Source organism: Ketobacter alkanivorans, assembly GCF_002863865.1.
Lineage (GTDB): Bacteria > Pseudomonadota > Gammaproteobacteria > Pseudomonadales > Ketobacteraceae > Ketobacter > Ketobacter alkanivorans.
Genome location: NZ_CP022684.1, coordinates 589,668 through 611,168, shown reverse-complemented (window position 1 = coordinate 611,168; position 21,501 = coordinate 589,668). Strand labels below are relative to the sequence as shown.

At 52.8% G+C, this 21,501-nt stretch carries 1 protein-coding gene; it reads left to right on the top strand.

What is annotated here, in order from left to right:
* Positions 1-82: 82 nt before the first annotated feature.
* Positions 83-21,448, top strand: coding sequence for an Ig-like domain-containing protein (locus Kalk_RS02410; protein ID WP_101892689.1), 21,366 nt, complete (start codon positions 83-85; stop codon positions 21,446-21,448).
* Positions 21,449-21,501: the final 53 nt, after the last annotated feature.

Here is a 21,501-nt window from a genome sequence, read left to right as displayed (position 1 = left end):
CGTATTTATTGGCCTCGACTATATTTAAGGCAGAGCCATTAATTGTTTTTGCTTATTAATTAGTCAGTTGATTGGAGGTTGGGTGTCCCAATTGGGTGCGATCCGATATTTGGTAGTTCTCGGTTGCATATTGCTCATCACCGCTTGTGGTGGTGGTGGAGGCGGTGGTTCAGACACGCGCAGTGGTTCTGAGCAAACCGAAAGCAGTGATTCAGGTAGTTCCGGTACCTCGGAAGAAGACAACAGCTCGGAGTTTAATGATTCGGAGTCTGGTGATGGCAGCGGTACCGGAAACGTAGATCCAGGGAATGAAGCAGGCGAAAATACGTCGACCAGTGATTACGTAGCACCGGCCGTGGTTTCGTTGTGGTCGGATGATGTGCCTTTTGGTGAAGGGCGGGTAATTGATGATACCGTCGCGTTCTCAGGCACAGGCGAGCCAGGGCATATTCTTGAATTTTGGTTGAACGGCGTGATGAACGCGTCAACTGTGGTGGATTCACGAGGCGAGTGGCGCATCGATTTTACCGTCGTCACTTTGATTCCAGATCGTTATGAGGTGAACCTCGTTACGGTGTCTCCTTCCGGTGAGAGCGTTGCATCCGCCAGCACCTTTACATTTCGCTATGACCCCACGGCTCCTGCGTCACCTATCATTTCTGCCATCACGGACGATTCCTATGTAGCCGGGGATGGCTTTACGACGGACGGCACTTTAGTCATCACCGGTATGGCCGAACCCAGCATGACGGTCACCCTCTATCTTAACAGTGTGGCTATCGGTACGAGTATTGCCGATGGCGAGGGGAACTGGTCTGTCGATTACAGCGCTGTCAATTTATCCGACGGAAGCTATATGTTGACTGCAGACTCCACGTTTTTGACTCTGCAAAGTGCTATTTCCCCACAATTCCCTGTCGTTATTGACCGAGTGCCACCTGCCGCTCCTTCGGTTCTGAATATCTCACTTGACTCTGGGCTGAGTGCGACGGATTACATTACCAATGACACACGTTTGGTATTTGATGGCGTCTCTGAGCCTTTTGCTCAAATTCGTTTACGCCGTGATGCTACCGTTCTGGGTAATACTACCGCTGATGCGAGCGGCAACTGGTCGTTCGATTATTCAGTCATTGCCCTGTCCGAAGGTGCGCATAGCGTGCAGTTGATGGCAACCGACCGCGCAGGCAATCAATCGGCTTGGTCTTCTTTGTTTAACCTGATGATTGATACAGCTGCTCCTAATCCTATTGGGTCGATTGCATTACAGCCGGATACCGGTGTAATTGGTGACGGGGTGACGGCTACTGGTGCTATTCAGTTAGTGGGTACGGCTGACGCTGGGGATTATGTTGAGGTGTTTTTTGACGGCTCCTCTGTCGGTCAGGTTCTGGTGGACTCCAGCGGCGATTGGATTCTTGATTTAAGTGCCGCGCCCTTAGTGAACGGCAACTACAGCGTAACCACTCAAGTTGTGGATCTGGCGGGGAACCAGTCTTCAGTCTCACCTGGTTTCGACATTGTGATTAATGCGTTGCCCCCTAGTATGCCTGTGATCTCGGGGATAACAACGGATACAGGTTTGGCGTCTGACGGCATAACTGCGGATTCAACATTGGAAGTGCTGGGTACTGCCGATGCAGGCGCCGATGTCTATGTTTATATCGATGGTGTTGGTGTTGGCGTAACCACTGCAGATATGTTTGGAAACTGGAGCTTCGACCATACCGCAACTGTGTTAACGGATGGCGTACACATTCTTACTGCGCAGGCTGAAAATATTTCCGGATTGCAGTCACCGATGTCGGTTGCGTTTAATTTGGTGATTGATACTGCTGCGCCAGTGGTACCGGCGATTACTGCGATATCGCCAGATACTGGTATCGTTGGTGATGGTATTACTTCCGCTAATGGTATCGTGCTATCTGGTGCATCCGATCCCAACAATACGTTGTACCTATATCAAGATGCTGTTCTGATCGGTCAAACTGTTTCTGATGGTGCCGGTAATTGGAGTTATGATCACTCGTCAATTGCTTTAGTTGATGGCACATACAGCTTCCTGGCTGTAGCCGAGGATGTAGCAGGCAATAGAGCAGCGTCAGCAGTATATGCCATCACCATTGATACAGCCACACCTGCAGCGCCTGCGGTTACCGCAATTACCGATGACACGGGTACAGCATCAGATGGCATAACCAGTGGCAACCAATTGGTGATCAGCGGTACCGCTGAAGCCAACAGCAGTGTGGAAGTATTCGTTGATGCGGCCAGTATTGGCACAACCATTGCGGACGGCTCAGGTAATTGGAGCTACGATCACACGGGCACCACGTTAGCGGATGGCAGCTATACCATTACGGCTACTGCTACGGATACGTCCGGCAATGCTTCTGCAGCATCGGGTGCATTTAATATTACTGTGGATACTGGTACCCCAGCAGCACCAGCTGTCACGGCTATTACCACGGATACTGGCACAGCCGGCGATGGCATTACCTCTGATAATACCTTGGCGATCTCGGGCACAGCCGAAGCCAACGCTGCTGTTGAAGTATTTATCGATGCTGGCTCCATCGGAACCACTACAGCGGATGGCAGTGGTAACTGGAGCTACGATCACACCGGCACCACGTTAGCGGATGGTAGCTATGCCGTTACGGCCACTGCTACGGATACGTCAGGCAATGCTTCTGTAGCATCGGGTGCATTTAATATAACTGTGGATACTGGTACCCCAGCGGCCCCGGCAGTCACTGCGATCAGCACGGACACCGGTACCAACAACGATCAGATCACCAGTGACACCACGCTGGTGTTCTCTGGTACTGCCGAAGCCAACGCCACTGTGGAAGTATTTATTGACGCGGCCAGCATTGGCACAGCCAGCGCGGACGGCTCAGGTAATTGGAGCTACGATCACACAGGAACCACCCTGAGTGCGGGCAGCTACAGTATCACTGCCACTGCTCAGGATCTGGCGGGTAACACGTCCGTAGCATCATCTGCATTGAGTGTGACGGTTGATACAGCCGCACCTGCAGCGCCTGCGGTTACCGCAATTACCGACGACACCGGTACAGCATCTGATGGCATTACCAGTGACAACCAATTGGTGATCAGCGGTACCGCGGAAGCCAACGCAACTGTGGAAGTATTTATCGATGCAGGATCGATTGGTACTACGACAGCGGATGGCAGTGGCAACTGGTCTTATGATCACACGGGCACCACGTTAGCGGATGGCAGCTATGCCATTACGGCTACTGCTACGGATACGTCGGGCAATGCTTCTGCAGCATCGAGTGCATTTAATATTACTGTGGATACTGGAGCTCCTGGCGCACCGTCGGTGACGGCCATCACCGCGGATACTGGAACAGCCGGCGATGGCATTACCTCTGATAATACATTAGTGATCTCCGGCACAGCTGAAGCGAACGCAACTGTGGAAGTATTTATTGACGCGGCCAGTATTGGTACAGCCAGCGCGGACGGCTCAGGTAATTGGAGCTACGATCACACAGGAACCACCCTGAGTGCGGGCAGCTACAGTATCACTGCCACTGCTCAGGATCTGGCGGGTAACACGTCCGTAGCATCATCTGCATTGAGTGTGACGGTTGATACAGCCGCACCTGCAGCGCCTGCGGTTACCGCAATTACCGACGACACCGGAACGGCAGCCGACGGCGTTACCTCCGATAACCAATTGGTGATAACGGGCACAGCCGAAGCCAACAGCAGTGTAGAAGTCTTTATTGATGCTGGGTCCATCGGAACCACTACAGCGGATGGCAGTGGTAACTGGAGCTATGATCACACCGGCACCACGTTAGCGGATGGTAGCTATGCCATTACGGCTACCGCTACGGATACGTCAGGCAATGCTTCTGTAGCATCGAGTGCATTTAATGTTACTGTGGATACTGGTGCTCCTGGCGCACCGTCGGTCACGGCTATTACCACGGATACTGGCACCGCAGCCGATGGCATTACGTCTGATAACACTCTAGTGTTCACGGGTACAGCCGAAGCCAGCGCCAGTATTGAAGTATTTATCGATGCTGGATCGATTGGTAGTACGACTGCCGATGGCAGTGGTAACTGGAGCTATGATCACACCGGCACCACGTTAGCGGATGGCAGCTATGCCATTACGGCTACTGCCACGGATACGTCAGGCAATGCTTCTGCAGCATCGAGTGCATTTAATATTGCTGTGGATACTGGAGCTCCTGGCGCACCGTCGGTCACAGCTATTACCATGGATACTGGCACCGCAGCCGATGGCATTACCTCTGATAATACCTTGGCGATCTCGGGCACAGCTGAAGCCAACGCCAGTATTGAAGTATTTATCGATGCTGGGTCGATTGGTACTACGACTGCCGATGGTTCGGGCAACTGGAGTTACGATCACACCGGCACCACATTAGCGGATGGTAGCTACAGCGTTACCGCCAGCGCAACCGACACATCTGGCAATGTATCGGCAACCTCCAGCGCCCTGAGTATTACCGTTGATACGGGAACCCCAGCCGCTCCGGCGGTCACTGAAATCACCTCCGATACCGGTACCAACAACGATCAGATCACCAGTGACACCACTCTGGTGTTCTCTGGTACTGCCGAAGCCAACGCTGCTGTGGAAGTATTTATCGATGCAGGCTCCATCGGAACCACTACAGCGGATGGCAGTGGTAACTGGAGCTATGATCACACCGGCACCACGTTAGCGGATGGTAGCTATGCCGTTACGGCTACTGCTACGGATACGTCCGGCAATGCTTCTGTCGCATCGAGTGCATTTAATATTACTGTGGATACTGGTGCTCCTGGCGCACCATCGGTGACGGCCATCACCACGGATACTGGCACCGCAGCCGATGGTGTTACGTCTGATAATACATTAGTGATCTCCGGCTCAGCTGAAGCCAATGCTGCTGTGGAAGTATTTGTTGACGCGGCCAGTATTGGCACAGCCAGTGCGGACGGCTCAGGTAATTGGAGCTACGATCACACGGGCACCACGTTAGCGGATGGCAGCTATGCCATTACGGCTACTGCTACGGATACGTCAGGCAATGCTTCTGTCGCATCGAGTGCATTTAATATTACTGTGGATGCTGGTGCTCCTGGCGCACCATCGGTGACGGCCATCACCACGGATACTGGCACCGCAGCCGATGGTGTTACGTCTGATAATACATTAGTGATCTCCGGCACAGCTGAAGCCAACGCTGCTGTGGAAGTATTTATTGATGCGGCTAGCATTGGCACAGCCAGCGCGGACGGCTCAGGTAATTGGAGCTACGATCACACGGGCACCACGTTAGCGGATGGCAGCTATGCCATTACGGCTACTGCTACGGATACGTCAGGCAATGCTTCTGCAGCATCGGGTGCATTTAATATTACTGTGGATACTGGTACCCCAGCGGCTCCGGCCGTCACTGCGATCACCTCCGATACCGGTACCAACAACGATCAGATCACCAGTGACACCACGCTGGTGTTCTCTGGTACCGCCGAAGCCAGCAGCAGTGTGGAAGTATTCGTTGATGCGGCCAGTATTGGCACAGCCAGCGCGGACGGCTCAGGTAATTGGAGCTACGATCACACAGGAACCACCCTGAGTGCGGGCAGCTACAGTATCACTGCCACTGCTCAGGATCTGGCGGGTAACACGTCCGTAGCATCATCTGCATTGAGTGTGACGGTTGATACAGCCGCACCTGCAGCGCCTGCGGTTACCGCAATTACCGACGACACCGGAACGGCAGCCGACGGCGTTACCTCCGATAACCAATTGGTGATAACGGGCACAGCCGAAGCCAACAGCAGTGTAGAAGTCTTTATTGATGCTGGGTCCATCGGAACCACTACAGCGGATGGCAGTGGTAACTGGAGCTATGATCACACCGGCACCACGTTAGCGGATGGTAGCTATGCCATTACGGCTACCGCTACGGATACGTCAGGCAATGCTTCTGTAGCATCGAGTGCATTTAATGTTACTGTGGATACTGGTGCTCCTGGCGCACCGTCGGTCACGGCTATTACCACGGATACTGGCACCGCAGCCGATGGCATTACGTCTGATAACACTCTAGTGTTCACGGGTACAGCCGAAGCCAGCGCCAGTATTGAAGTATTTATCGATGCTGGATCGATTGGTAGTACGACTGCCGATGGCAGTGGTAACTGGAGCTATGATCACACCGGCACCACGTTAGCGGATGGCAGCTATGCCATTACGGCTACTGCCACGGATACGTCAGGCAATGCTTCTGCAGCATCGAGTGCATTTAATATTGCTGTGGATACTGGAGCTCCTGGCGCACCGTCGGTCACAGCTATTACCATGGATACTGGCACCGCAGCCGATGGCATTACCTCTGATAATACCTTGGCGATCTCGGGCACAGCTGAAGCCAACGCCAGTATTGAAGTATTTATCGATGCTGGGTCGATTGGTACTACGACTGCCGATGGTTCGGGCAACTGGAGTTACGATCACACCGGCACCACATTAGCGGATGGTAGCTACAGCGTTACCGCCAGCGCAACCGACACATCTGGCAATGTATCGGCAACCTCCAGCGCCCTGAGTATTACCGTTGATACGGGAACCCCAGCCGCTCCGGCGGTCACTGAAATCACCTCCGATACCGGTACCAACAACGATCAGATCACCAGTGACACCACTCTGGTGTTCTCTGGTACTGCCGAAGCCAACGCTGCTGTGGAAGTATTTATCGATGCAGGCTCCATCGGAACCACTACAGCGGATGGCAGTGGTAACTGGAGCTATGATCACACCGGCACCACGTTAGCGGATGGTAGCTATGCCGTTACGGCTACTGCTACGGATACGTCCGGCAATGCTTCTGTCGCATCGAGTGCATTTAATATTACTGTGGATACTGGTGCTCCTGGCGCACCATCGGTGACGGCCATCACCACGGATACTGGCACCGCAGCCGATGGTGTTACGTCTGATAATACATTAGTGATCTCCGGCTCAGCTGAAGCCAATGCTGCTGTGGAAGTATTTGTTGACGCGGCCAGTATTGGCACAGCCAGTGCGGACGGCTCAGGTAATTGGAGCTACGATCACACGGGCACCACGTTAGCGGATGGCAGCTATGCCATTACGGCTACTGCTACGGATACGTCAGGCAATGCTTCTGTCGCATCGAGTGCATTTAATATTACTGTGGATACTGGTGCTCCTGGCGCACCATCGGTGACGGCCATCACCACGGATACTGGCACCGCAGCCGATGGTGTTACGTCTGATAATACATTAGTGATCTCCGGCACAGCTGAAGCCAACGCTGCTGTGGAAGTATTTATTGATGCGGCTAGCATTGGCACAGCCAGCGCGGACGGCTCAGGTAATTGGAGCTACGATCACACGGGCACCACGTTAGCGGATGGCAGCTATGCCATTACGGCTACTGCTACGGATACGTCAGGCAATGCTTCTGCAGCATCGGGTGCATTTAATATTACTGTGGATACTGGTACCCCAGCGGCTCCGGCCGTCACTGCGATCACCTCCGATACCGGTACCAACAACGATCAGATCACCAGTGACACCACGCTGGTGTTCTCTGGTACCGCCGAAGCCAGCAGCAGTGTGGAAGTATTCGTTGATGCGGCCAGTATTGGCACAGCCAGCGCGGACGGCTCAGGTAATTGGAGCTACGATCACACAGGAACCACCCTGAGTGCGGGCAGCTACAGTATCACTGCCACTGCTCAGGATCTGGCGGGTAACACGTCCGTAGCATCATCTGCATTGAGTGTGATGGTTGATACAGCCGCACCTGCAGCGCCTGCGGTTACCGCAATTACCGACGACACCGGTACAGCATCTGATGGCGTAACCAGTGACAACCAATTGGTGATCAGCGGTACCGCTGAAGCCAACGCAACTGTGGAAGTATTTATTGATGCGGTCAGCATTGGCACAACGACTGCCGATGGTTCGGGCAACTGGAGTTACGATCATACCGGCAGCACCTTGGCAGAGGGTGGTTACAGCCTGACAGCCCAGTCAACAGATGGAGCTGGTAACAGTTCTGCCGTATCGGCAGGCTTTGCCATTACCATCGACACCAGTGCACCAGCGGCGCCATCGGTGACGGCCATCACCATGGATACTGGCACCGCTGCCGATGGTGTTACGTCTGATAACAGCTTGGTGATCTCGGGCACAGCTGAAGCTAACGCCAGTATTGAAGTATTTATCGATGCAGGATCGATTGGTACTACGACAGCCGATGGCAGTGGTAACTGGTCTTATGATCACACCGGAACCACGTTAGCGGATGGCAGCTATGCCATTACGGCTACTGCTACGGATACGTCAGGCAATGCTTCTGCAGCATCGAGTGCATTTAATGTTACTGTGGATACCGGTACCCCAGCAGCGCCATCTGTCACGGTTATTACCACGGATACTGGCACCGCTGGCGATGGCATTACCTCTGATAATACCTTGGCGATCTCGGGCACAGCCGAAGCCAACACAACTGTGGAAGTATTTATCGATGCAGGATCGATTGGTACTACGACAGCGGATGGCAGTGGCAACTGGAGTTACGATCATACCGGTAGCACGTTAGCGGATGGCAGCTATGCCATTACGGCTACTGCCACGGATACGTCAGGCAATGCTTCTGTAGCATCGAGTGCATTTAATGTTACTGTGGATACTGGTGCTCCTGGCGCACCGTCGGTCACGGCTATTACCACGGATACTGGCACCGCAGCCGATGGCATTACGTCTGATAATACATTAGTGATCTCCGGCACAGCTGAAGCCAACGCTGCTGTGGAAGTATTTATTGATGCAGGATCGATTGGTACTACGACAGCGGATGGCAGTGGCAACTGGAGTTACGATCATACCGGTAGCACGTTAGCGGATGGCAGCTATGCCATTACGGCTACTGCCACGGATACGTCAGGCAATGCTTCTGTAGCATCGAGTGCATTTAATGTTACTGTGGATACTGGTGCTCCTGGCGCACCGTCGGTCACGGCTATTACCACGGATACTGGAACAGCCGGCGATGGCATTACCTCTGATAATACCTTGGTGATCTCCGGCACAGCTGAAGCCAACGCAACTGTGGAAGTATTTGTTGATGCTGGGTCCATCGGAACCACTACAGCGGATGGCAGTGGCAATTGGAGCTACGATCATACGGGCACCACGTTAGCGGACGGCAGTTATGCTATTACGGCTACCGCTACGGATACGTCAGGCAATGCTTCTGCAGCATCAAGTGCATTTAATATTACTGTGGATACCGGTACCCCAGCTGCCCCGGCGGTCACTGCGATCACCTCCGATACCGGTACCAACAACGATCAGATCACCAGTGATACCACGCTGGTGTTCTCTGGTACCGCCGAAGCCAACGCTACTGTTGAAGTATTTATTGATGCAGGCTCCATCGGAACCACTACAGCGGATGGCAGTGGTAACTGGAGCTACGATCACACTGGAGCCACGTTAGCGGATGGCAGCTATGCCGTTACGGCTACCGCTACGGATACGTCCGGCAATGCTTCTGTCGCATCGAGTGCGTTTAATATTACTGTGGATACTGGTGCCCCTGGCGCGCCGTCGGTCACAGCTATTACCACGGATACTGGAACAGCCGCAGATGGTGTTACCTCCGATAACACTCTAGTGTTCACGGGTACAGCCGAAGCCAACGCTACTGTTGAAGTATTTATTGATGCAGGCTCCATCGGAACCACTACAGCGGATGGCAGCGGTAATTGGAGCTACAATCACACGGGCACCACGTTAGCGGATGGTAGCTATGCCGTTACGGCCACTGCTACGGATACGTCAGGCAATGCTTCTGTAGCATCGGGTGCATTTAATATAACTGTGGATACTGGTACCCCAGCGGCCCCGGCAGTCACTGCGATCAGCACGGACACCGGTACCAACAACGATCAGATCACCAGTGACACCACGCTGGTGTTCTCTGGTACCGCCGAAGCCAGCAGCAGTGTGGAAGTATTCGTTGATGCGGCCAGCATTGGCACAGCCAGCGCGGACGGCTCAGGTAATTGGAGCTACGATCACACAGGAACCACCCTGAGTGCGGGCAGCTACAGTATCACTGCCACTGCTCAGGATCTGGCGGGTAACACGTCCGTAGCATCATCTGCATTGAGTGTGACGGTTGATACGGCCGCACCTGCAGCGCCTGCGGTTACCGCAATTACCGACGACACCGGTACAGCATCTGATGGCATTACCTCCGATAACACTCTAGTGTTCACGGGTACCGCCGAAGTCAACGCTGATGTGGAAGTATTTATTGATGCTGGCTCCATCGGAACCACTACAGCCGATGGCAGTGGCAACTGGAGCTACGATCACACGGGCACCACGTTAGCGGATGGCAGCTATGCCATTACGGCTACTTCTACGGATACGTCAGGCAATGCTTCTGCAGCATCAACTGCATTTAATATTACTGTGGATACTGGTACCCCAGCAGCACCAGCTGTCACGGCTATCACCACGGATACTGGAACAGCCGGCGATGGCATTACCTCTGATAATACCTTGGCGATCTCGGGCACAGCCGAAGCCAACGCAACTGTGGAAGTATTTGTTGATGCAGGCTCCATCGGAACCACTACAGCGGATGGCAGTGGCAACTGGTCTTATGATCACACTGGAACCACGTTAGCGGATGGCAGCTATGCCATTACGGCTACTGCTACGGATACGTCAGGTAATGCTTCTGCAGCATCGAGTGCATTTAATATTACTGTGGATACTGGTGCTCCTGGCGTACCGTCGGTCACGGCTATTACCACGGATACTGGAACAGCCGCAGATGGTGTTACCTCCGATAACACTCTAGTGTTATCGGGTACTGCTGAAGCTAACGCAAGTATTGAAGTGTTTATCGATGCAGGATCGATTGGTACTACGACAGCCGATGGCAGCGGCAACTGGAGTTACGATCACACCGGCACCACGTTAGCGGATGGTAGCTATGCTATTACGGCTACTGCTACGGATACGTCCGGCAATGATTCTGCTGCATCAAGTGCATTTAATATTACTGTGGATACTGGTACACCAGCGGCCCCGGCAGTCACTGCGATCACCTCCGATACCGGTACCAACAACGATCAGATCACCAGTGATACCACGCTGGTGTTCTCTGGTACTGCCGAAGCCAACGCTACTGTGGAAGTATTTGTTGACGCGGCCAGTATTGGTACAGCCAGCGCGGACGGCTCAGGTAATTGGAGCTACGATCACACAGGAACCACCCTGAGTGCGGGCAGCTACAGTATCACTGCCACTGCTCAGGATCTGGCGGGTAACACGTCCGTAGCATCATCTGCATTGAGTGTGACGGTTGATACAGCCGCACCTGCAGCGCCTGCGGTTACCGCAATTACCGACGACACCGGAACGGCAGCCGACGGCGTTACCTCCGATAACCAATTGGTGATAACGGGCACAGCCGAAGCCAACAGCAGTGTAGAAGTCTTTATTGATGCTGGGTCCATCGGAACCACTACAGCGGATGGCAGTGGCAACTGGTCTTATGATCACACTGGAACCACGTTAGCGGATGGCAGCTATGCCATTACGGCTACCGCTACGGATACGTCAGGCAATGCTTCTGTAGCATCGGGTGCATTTAATATTACTGTGGATACTGGTACCCCAGCAGCACCAGCTGTCACGGCTATTACCACGGATACTGGCACCGCCGCCGATGGTGTTACGTCTGATAACAGCTTGGTGATCTCCGGCACAGCTGAAGCTAACGCCAGTATTGAAGTATTTATTGATGCAGGATCGATTGGTACTACGACTGCCGATGGCAGTGGTAACTGGTCTTATGATCACACCGGTAGCACATTAGCGGATGGCAGCTATGCCGTTACGGCTACCGCTACGGATACGTCAGGCAATGCTTCTGCAGCATCAAGTGCATTTAATATTACTGTGGATACTGGTGCTCCTGGCGCACCGTCGGTCACGGCTATTACCACGGATACTGGCACCGCCGCCGATGGTGTTACGTCTGATAACAGCTTGGTGATCTCCGGCACAGCTGAAGCTAACGCCAGTATTGAAGTATTTATTGATGCAGGATCGATTGGTACTACGACTGCCGATGGCAGTGGTAACTGGTCTTATGATCACACCGGTAGCACATTAGCGGATGGCAGCTATGCCGTTACGGCTACCGCTACGGATACGTCAGGCAATGCTTCTGCAGCATCAAGTGCATTTAATATTACTGTGGATACTGGTGCTCCTGGCGCACCGTCGGTCACGGCCATCACCACGGATACTGGCAACGCAGCCGATGGCATTACCTCTGATAACACTCTAGTGTTCACGGGTACTGCTGAGGCCAATGCTACTGTGGAAGTATTTATCGATGCTGGGTCCATTGGAACCACCACAGCGGATGGCAGTGGCAACTGGAGTTATGATCACACCGGCACCACGTTAGCGGATGGCAGTTATGCTATTACGGCTACTGCTACGGATACGTCAGGCAATGCTTCTGTAGCATCGGGTGCATTTAATATTACTGTGGATACCGGAACCCCGGCAGCCCCGGCAGTCACTGCGATCACCTCCGATACCGGTACCAACAACGATCAGATCACCAGTGACACCACGCTGGTGTTCTCTGGTACTGCCGAAGCCAACGCAACTGTGGAAGTATTTATTGACGCGGCCAGTATTGGCACAGCCAGTGCGGACGGCTCAGGTAATTGGAGCTACGATCACACAGGAACCACCCTGAGTGCGGACAGCTACAGTATCACTGCCACTGCTCAGGATCTGGCGGGTAACACGTCCGTAGCATCATCTGCATTGAGTGTGACGGTTGATACGGCCGCACCTGCAGCGCCTGCGGTTACCGCAATTACCGACGACACCGGTACAGCATCTGATGGCGTAACCAGTGACAACCAATTGGTGATCAGCGGTACTGCTGAAGCCAACGCTAGTATTGAAGTGTTTATCGATGCTGGGTCCATTGGAACCACTGCAGCCGATGGCAGTGGTAACTGGAGCTACGATCACACCGGCACCACGTTAGCGGATGGTAGCTATGCCGTTACGGCCACTGCTACGGATACGTCAGGCAATGCTTCTGTAGCATCGGGTGCATTTAATATAACTGTGGATACTGGTACCCCAGCAGCGCCATTTGTCACTGCGATCACCTCCGACACCGGTACCAACAACGATCAGATCACCAGTGACACCACGCTGGTGTTCTCTGGTACTGCCGAAGCCAACGCAACTGTGGAAGTATTTATTGACGCGGCCAGTATTGGCACAGCCAGTGCGGACGGCTCAGGTAATTGGAGCTACGATCACACAGGAACCACCCTGAGTGCGGGCAGCTACAGTATCACTGCCACTGCTCAGGATCTGGCGGGTAACACGTCCGTAGCATCATCTGCATTGAGTGTGACGGTTGATACGGCCGCACCTGCAGCGCCTGCGGTTACCGCAATTACCGACGACACCGGTACAGCATCTGATGGCGTAACCAGTGACAACCAATTGGTGATCAGCGGTACCGCGGAAGTCAACGCAACTGTGGAAGTATTTATCGATGCAGGATCGATTGGTACTACGACAGCGGATGGCAGTGGCAACTGGAGTTATGATCACACCGGCACCACGTTAGCGGATGGTAGCTATGCTATTACGGCTACTGCTACGGATACGTCAGGCAATGCTTCTGTAGCATCAGGTGCATTTAATATTACTGTGGATACTGGTACCCCAGCGGCCCCGGCAGTCACGGCTATCACCACGGATACTGGAATAGCCGGCGATGGCATTACGTCTGATAATACCTTGGCGATCTCGGGCACAGCCGAAGCCAACGCAACTGTGGAAGTATTTATTGACGCGGCCAGCATTGGCACAGCCAGCGCGGACGGCTCAGGTAATTGGAGCTACGATCACACAGGAACCACCCTGAGTGCGGGCAGCTACAGTATCACTGCCACTGCTCAGGATCTGGCGGGTAACACGTCCGTAGCATCATCTGCAATGAGTGTGACGGTTGATACAGCCGCACCTGCAGCGCCTGCGGTTACCGCAATTACCGACGACACCGGTACAGCATCTGATGGCGTAACCAGTGACAACCAATTGGTGATCAGCGGTACCGCTGAAGCCAACGCAACTGTGGAAGTATTTATTGATGCGGGATCGATTGGTTCTACGACTGCCGATGGTAGTGGCAACTGGAGCTACGATCACACCGGCACCACCTTATCCGACAACACCTATGCGATCACTGCGGTAGCGAGCGACAACGCAGCAAATGCGTCTGCCACCTCCAGCACCTTCAATGTCACGGTGGATACAGTGGCACCCGCTGTCAGCAGCTATACGCCCGCAAACGGTGCAACCGGTGTTGCCTTTGCCAGCAACCTCACCATGACCTTTGCCGACAACGTCTATGTGGCGACAGGCAACCTGGTCCTTCGGCGCTACCTCGACGACACCATCGTAGAAACCATCGACATCACCAGTGGCCAGGTGACCGGAACCGGTACCACCACTCTTACCATCAACCCGACATCGGACTTGGTTGGTGGTCGTCAATATTATGTGGAAGTTGATGCCGGTGCATTGATTGATCTGGCAGGCAACAGTTACGCCGGAATCAGCGGTAACAGCACCTGGGCTTTCACTACGTTAAATACCGCGCTGACGAGCACAACACCGGCAGACGAAGCCACCGGTGTTGCATTAAACACTGATTTAACATTCGTGTTCAATGAAGCCGTGACGGCGAATGTTGGCAACATAGTGATCAAACGAGTCAGTGACGATGTTGTTTTCGAAACCATTGATGTGGCAGTGGCTACCATCACTGGCGATGGCACTACCAGCATTACCGTTTCCCTGTCCGATACACTGGCCCCCAATACTGCCTATTATGTGGAAATCGATGCTGGGGCGTTTATAAATACAGATTCAGCCGCCTATGCTGGTATCAGTGGCAACAGCACGCTCAATTTCACTACCGTTAACGTATCCATTCCCACGGTGACCAACGTCACATCATCCTTGGCAAACGGTACCTATCGGGGCGGAGATACCGTTCCCATACAGATCGTGTTCAGCGAAGCGGTGGACGTGACCGGGACACCTCGGATCTACATCGATCTGGATGGTTCGGATAAATACGTTAATTACACCAGTGGCACAGGAACCACCACTTTACAGTTTGACTATTCAGTTGTGACCGGTGATAGCACTAGTGACTTGGGTTATGTGTCAGCGGCATCACTGAGCTTAAATGGTGGCACCATTCGCAGTGCAAATCTAGCTAACGCAACGCTCACGTTGCCATCGCCCGGCGCGGCAAATTCTTTAAGCAACAACAAAAATATTGTCATTACTGCCGCATCACTGGATATCACCAACCTAACTCCAAGCGATGGGTTCTTTATAGAAGGTTATGAGGTTGGAGATTGGTTCGCGCGCTCGGTGGGAGGCGGTGGAGACAGCAATGGTGATGGCTTTGAAGACATCGTGATCGGTGTTGCCTACAGTGATATATCGGCCGGTGATGCGGGTGCCGCTTATGTGATTTTCGGTGCAGCAGGAGCAACCCGTTCTGATATCCAGGTCAATTCATTGGCTGCCACCGATGGGTTCTTGATTTATGGCACAGATGCGGCAGATTTCCTGGGTATGACAGTGGATCTGACCGGCGACTTAAATGGTGATGGCTACGATGAAATTGTGGTGGTGGCTTCGCACGATGATACCTCAGTGGCCGATGGTGGAACCATTTATGTTATTTGGGGGGAAGCGGGTGCTACCCGATCTGATATTGACTTATCTGCAATGGGACCATCCGATGGATTCCGTATTCTCAGTCATGAAGTGGGAGATGCGGTAGGCAATACCAGTTTTATTGATCCTCAGAATGCGCAGTTCCTTGATGCAGATGGAGACTTCAATGGCGATGGTATTGATGACCTGATTATAGGGCATTCAGCCAGTGATCAAGGTGGTGGTGATAGTGGACTGGTTTACGTGATTTTTGGACAAACCGGCGCAACTCGATCGGATGTGGATTTATCAAGCTATGCTGGGCAAGGCTTTGAAATCAACACTGGTGGTGTAGGAGGGGAATTACTAGGTCATAGCGTACAGTTCATTGGTGATTTTAACGGTGATGGATTCAACGATCTGGTGGTAGGCGCAGTGCGGTCTGATGCAGTGGCCGGTGATGCTGGTCAGGCTTATGTGATTTTCGGGCACGCCGGGCCCACCTTCAATAATATCGACTTAACGGCGATGACCAATACTGAAGGATTTACTATTTCCACCTCAGAAGCAGCCAGTTGGTTGGGTGGATCGGTAGGGTCGTCTGATGTAAACGGTGATGGTTTGAGCGATGTCTTGATAGGCAATGTAGCATCGAACACTGGGTACGGTGATAGCGGTTCGATACTGGTGCTGTATGGCTACAACTCTGCCACTTACGCGGATATGACCTTCGGCTCAGTGCCCATCGGCAGCGGATTTACTATTTACGGTGAAGGTGTCTCCGATTTTTTCTCTCACGCGGTGGAGGGTGTGGGTGATGTGAATGGTGATGGCGTTGACGACATCATGGCCACCTCCTGGGTTGATGATGAAGGTGGTGGTGATGCCGGTGCCGCCTGGATTATTTACGGCGTAAGCGGTGCCTCTCGTGCTGATGTGCAATTGAACACGCTTGATTCGAGCGATGGATTTAAAATCATTGGTGACAGGGCGGTTGATTATTTTGGAATGGCCAATGCGGTAGCTGATCTTAATGGCGACGGCTACCAGGATTTGGTTGTGGCTTCGCGGCAGGGTGATAACGGTGCCGCAGATGCTGGAGAAGTGAATGTTATTTGGGGTAAGGATTTTCTCTCACTGGTTGATTCTGATCTCACCGGCACCGCCGGTGCCGATTATCTGGTGGGCACTAGTGGAGATGACACGATAGCAGCCGCCGGTGGCGCCGATGCAGTGAGTGCCGGAGCGGGTGACGATACTATTCAAGTGGCTGATCTGAGTTTCGTTCGTGTTGACGGTGGCCGAGGTGAAGACACCCTTGAATTGACGGGGACAGGGCTTTCTCTGGACTTACGTGTCGTAAATTATGAAGTGATTCGAGGTATTGAAGTCATTAATCTGGCAGACAACGGTAATGGATTATCACTGGACAAGCCAAGTCTGCTGGCTCTGTCTGACGAAGCGCGGATTCTTTACGTCAATGGCGGCAGCAGCGATTGGGTGTTTACCGATGCAGGAGAAACCTGGACACCCAATGGCAGCGCAGTAGTTAATACCATCACCTACGACCGTTACGATAACGGAGAGGCCTCTTTATATATTCAAGATGTTCTATCGCAACCGGTTACACCATCGGCGCCAGCTGTCACGGCCTTCGCCAATGATACCGGTGTCTTAAGTGATAATATAACTTCAGATACAGGTTTGGTATTCAGTGGCACCACAGGCGCCTACTTTGATGTCGAAGTGTTTATTGATGCAGGTTCCATAGGTACAACCACAGCCGATGCCTCTGGTAACTGGAGTTACGATTATTCTGGTACCGCTTTGTCGGATGGCACTTATGCCATCACCGCGCAAGCCACCAATTTGAGTGGTTATGTTTCTGCGGCGTCTTCTGCGCTTAATGTGACCGTAGATGCAAGCGCACCTGCAGCACCAGCAGTGACCGCAATCACCACCGATACTGGCAACAACAGTGATGGCATTACCAATGATAATACATTGGTAGTTTCAGGTACCGCCGAGGCCAACTCCACGGTTACCGTCTTTGTCGACGCCGGTTCAATCGGTACCACCACGGCCAGCGGCGGTGGCGCCTGGAGCTATGATTACACCGGCACGATAATTAGTGACGGCAGCTATGTGTTGACGGCGACAGCCAGTGATACCGCTGGCAACACCTCAGCCGCATCAAGCGCTTTCAATATTACGATAGATTCCAGCACACCATCGGCACCGTCGGTCACCAGTATCAGCAGTGATACGGGCACAGGCGGCGATGGTGTTACCTCCGATAATACGCTGATTTTCAGTGGTACCAGCGAAGCCAACGCCACAGTGGAAGTTTTCATCGGTGCGGGAAGCATTGGCACCACTACCGCAAGCGGTGGTGGTAGTTGGAGTTATGATTACACCGGCACCACACTAAGCGATGGCTCTTACGCCATCACGGCCACCGCGGCTGACACAGCCGGTAATACCTCGGCGGCATCGAGTGCATTTAATATCACCGTCGATACCGCAGGCCCAAGTGTTAGCACATTATCGCCCACCGATGGCAATACCTCGGTGGCTTACACAAGTAATCTTGTGATTGTTTTTGGGGAAACGGTAACGGTAGGCACTGGCAATATTGTTATCTACAACGGTGGCGGCAGCGTGTTTGAAACCATTCCGGTGGGGGATGCTCGGGTCACCGGTTCTGGCAGCAATACCATTACGATTAACCCTTCTGGCACCTTTGTCGGTGGCAGTGATTATTACGTACAGATTGCCGCAGGCACGTTTGCCGATGGATTGGGCAATACCTATGGGGGCATTGCCGATACCACTACGTGGAATTTCACCACGGTGCCAACTCAATTGAGCGCCACCATTCCAGCCGATGAAGCCACCGGCATTGATTTAGATGCGGGTTTGACGCTCACGTTTAACGAGGCCGTCACGGTGAACAGTGGTGATCTTCGCATTCGGCAGTTATCCGATGACACCCTCATAGAAACCATTGACGTTACCTCAGGGCAGGTTACCGGCAGTGGTAGCGCGGTGATCAGCGTTGCACGCAGTGCCGTACTCGATCCTGTGACGGCGTATTATGTCGAGATAGATTCCGGTGCATTTCGCAACGCTAATTCCGTCGCGTTTACTGGTATCAGCGACAACAGCACTTGGAATTTCACCACCAAATTTGTCACCACGCCCACAGTCACCAATGTCACCTCGTCCACCGCCAACGGCACCTATCGAGGGGGCGATCAAATTTCCATTCAAGTGACCTTTAGCGAGCTGGTTAACGTGACGATTTCCGGTGGAAAGCCGCGTTTGCGTCTGAGCTTAAATGCTGGGGATATTTATGTGAGTTACACCAGTGGCACAGGCACTACCACCTTGACGTTCAATTATACGGTGGCATTGGGTGATACTACCTCGGATCTGGCCTACGCCTCAACCACGTCTTTGGAATTGAACGGCGGGGTGATTCGCAGTGCGGATTACGCCAATGCGAACCTAACATTGCCATCACCGGGGGCCAGTGGTTCGCTCAATGCCAACAAAGCCATTGTGTTGAGTGGTGCGACTACCTTGGATGTTACGTTCTTAAGAGCCGAAGACGGTTTCTTTATTACCGGCGCAGAAACCTCCACAGTGTATTTCGGCCACAGTATTAGCAGCGGTGGTGATTTTAACGGTGATGGCTTTGAGGATCTGGCCATTGGGGTGCCCGACAGTAACTTGAGCAACACCAGCGGCGGTTTCGCCTATCTGGTCTATGGCAAAGCTGGAGCCACCCGTTCCGGTATTGCCATGACTTCGCTCAGCGCCAGTGATGGATTCGAAGTCGATGGTGCTGATACGGCGGATTACGCGGGCAGTGTGGTAGACATCAGCGGCGATCTTAATGGTGATGGTTACGACGATATGATCGTAGTGGCCAGTAGAGCTGATGATGGTGCTACCACTGGGGGTAATATTTATGTCATCTGGGGTAATGGTTCACCTTCAGGAATCAATTTGTCATCGGATTTCAATCGCACTTCGGGCTTTACTAACAGCAAGGGTTTTGTAATTACCGGGCACGAAAGTTCGGATGAAATCGGCATGTACAATAGCTATGAACCCAATAATGCTCAGTTTATTGATGCAAGTGGTGATTTTAATGGCGATGGCATCAATGATCTATTGATTGGTCATGAGCAGGGTGACGAGAATGCGACGAACGGGGGGTATGTCTATGTGATTTTCGGTCAATCAGGCGCGACACGAGCGAATTTCCGTTTGGATGCATATGCAACTCATGGTTTCCGCGTATACAGCTCAGAAACCGGGGCTCACGTGGGTCGCGCTCAGTATCTTGGAGATTACAACGGTGATGGTTACAGTGATGTCATGATCGGTGCTCCAGGCGTTTCCAGTGATGATGGTGAAGCCTATGTGGTCTTTGGTAATGCCGGACCAACGTTCAGTAATATCGACTTGGCAGCTTTAAATGGCACCAACGGTTTTGCCATCAGCACCACCGATTCCAATGCCTGGTTGGGTGGCTCTTTAGGGGCTGCGGATGTCAACGGTGATGGATTGTCGGATCTGATCGTCGGTGCGCCCAGTGCAACCTATGCATCGCGCACCAGCAATGGTGCGGCTATGGTGATTTATGGAACCAGCAGCGCCCCTCACAGTGATCTGACGTTGGAAACCTTGCCGGCTGCCCGGGGCTATGTCATTTACGGTGAAGATTCGGGAGAAGAATCCTCTTACACCGCGCAAGGTGTTCGCGACATCAATGGCGATGGCGTTGACGATATTATGCTTTCCAGTGGCAAGGATGACGATGCGGGCACCAATGCCGGTGCTGCCTGGGTGATCTTTGGGATCACAGGCACCAGTCGCGGTGATATTGATCTGAGCAGCCTGAGCGCCAGCACTGGTTTTAAAATCAGTGGTGATACCAGTGATGATCGCTTTGGGCAATCCGCAACGTCGGGCGATATGAACGGTGATGGCTATCAAGACATCATGGTGTCGTCGGTGGCCGGTGATAACGCAGGCTCTTTCTCAGGGGAAGTGAATGTGATCTGGGGGCAGGATTTCCTAGGTGCGGTAGACGTAAGTGGGGAAGGCACCAGTGCGGATGAAAATCTGATTGGTACTGATGGCGACGACACGGTGCAGTCCGGAGGGGGGCTGGATGCAATCAGAACCGGGTCTGGTGATGATATCGTCGAAATTGAGGATGTGAATTTTTTCGATATTGACGGAGGGCTGGGCACTGATACCATTCTGTTTACCACTTCCTTGAATACGTTCGATTTAACCTCGATTGGTGAAGAGTCAATCTCGGATATTGAAGTGATCGACCTAGCAGACAGCGGTAATGTGCTGACTGTCAGTCGAATAACGGTTTTGGGATTGTCCAAAGAGACATCGATATTGTATGTAAAGGGTGGTTCAAGTGATGCCGTGGTATCGTCAGGCTCTGATGCTTGGGTGAATACCGGAAGTGCAACAGTAGGCGGTGTAGACTATGACATTTACGAGGATAATGGTGCGTTTTTATACATAGAAAACACAGTTGACGCGACGGCGGTACCTTAAGTAATGCGTTTAGAATTGGAATTACGAAAACCACATAGCAGCTAAGGTTTGGT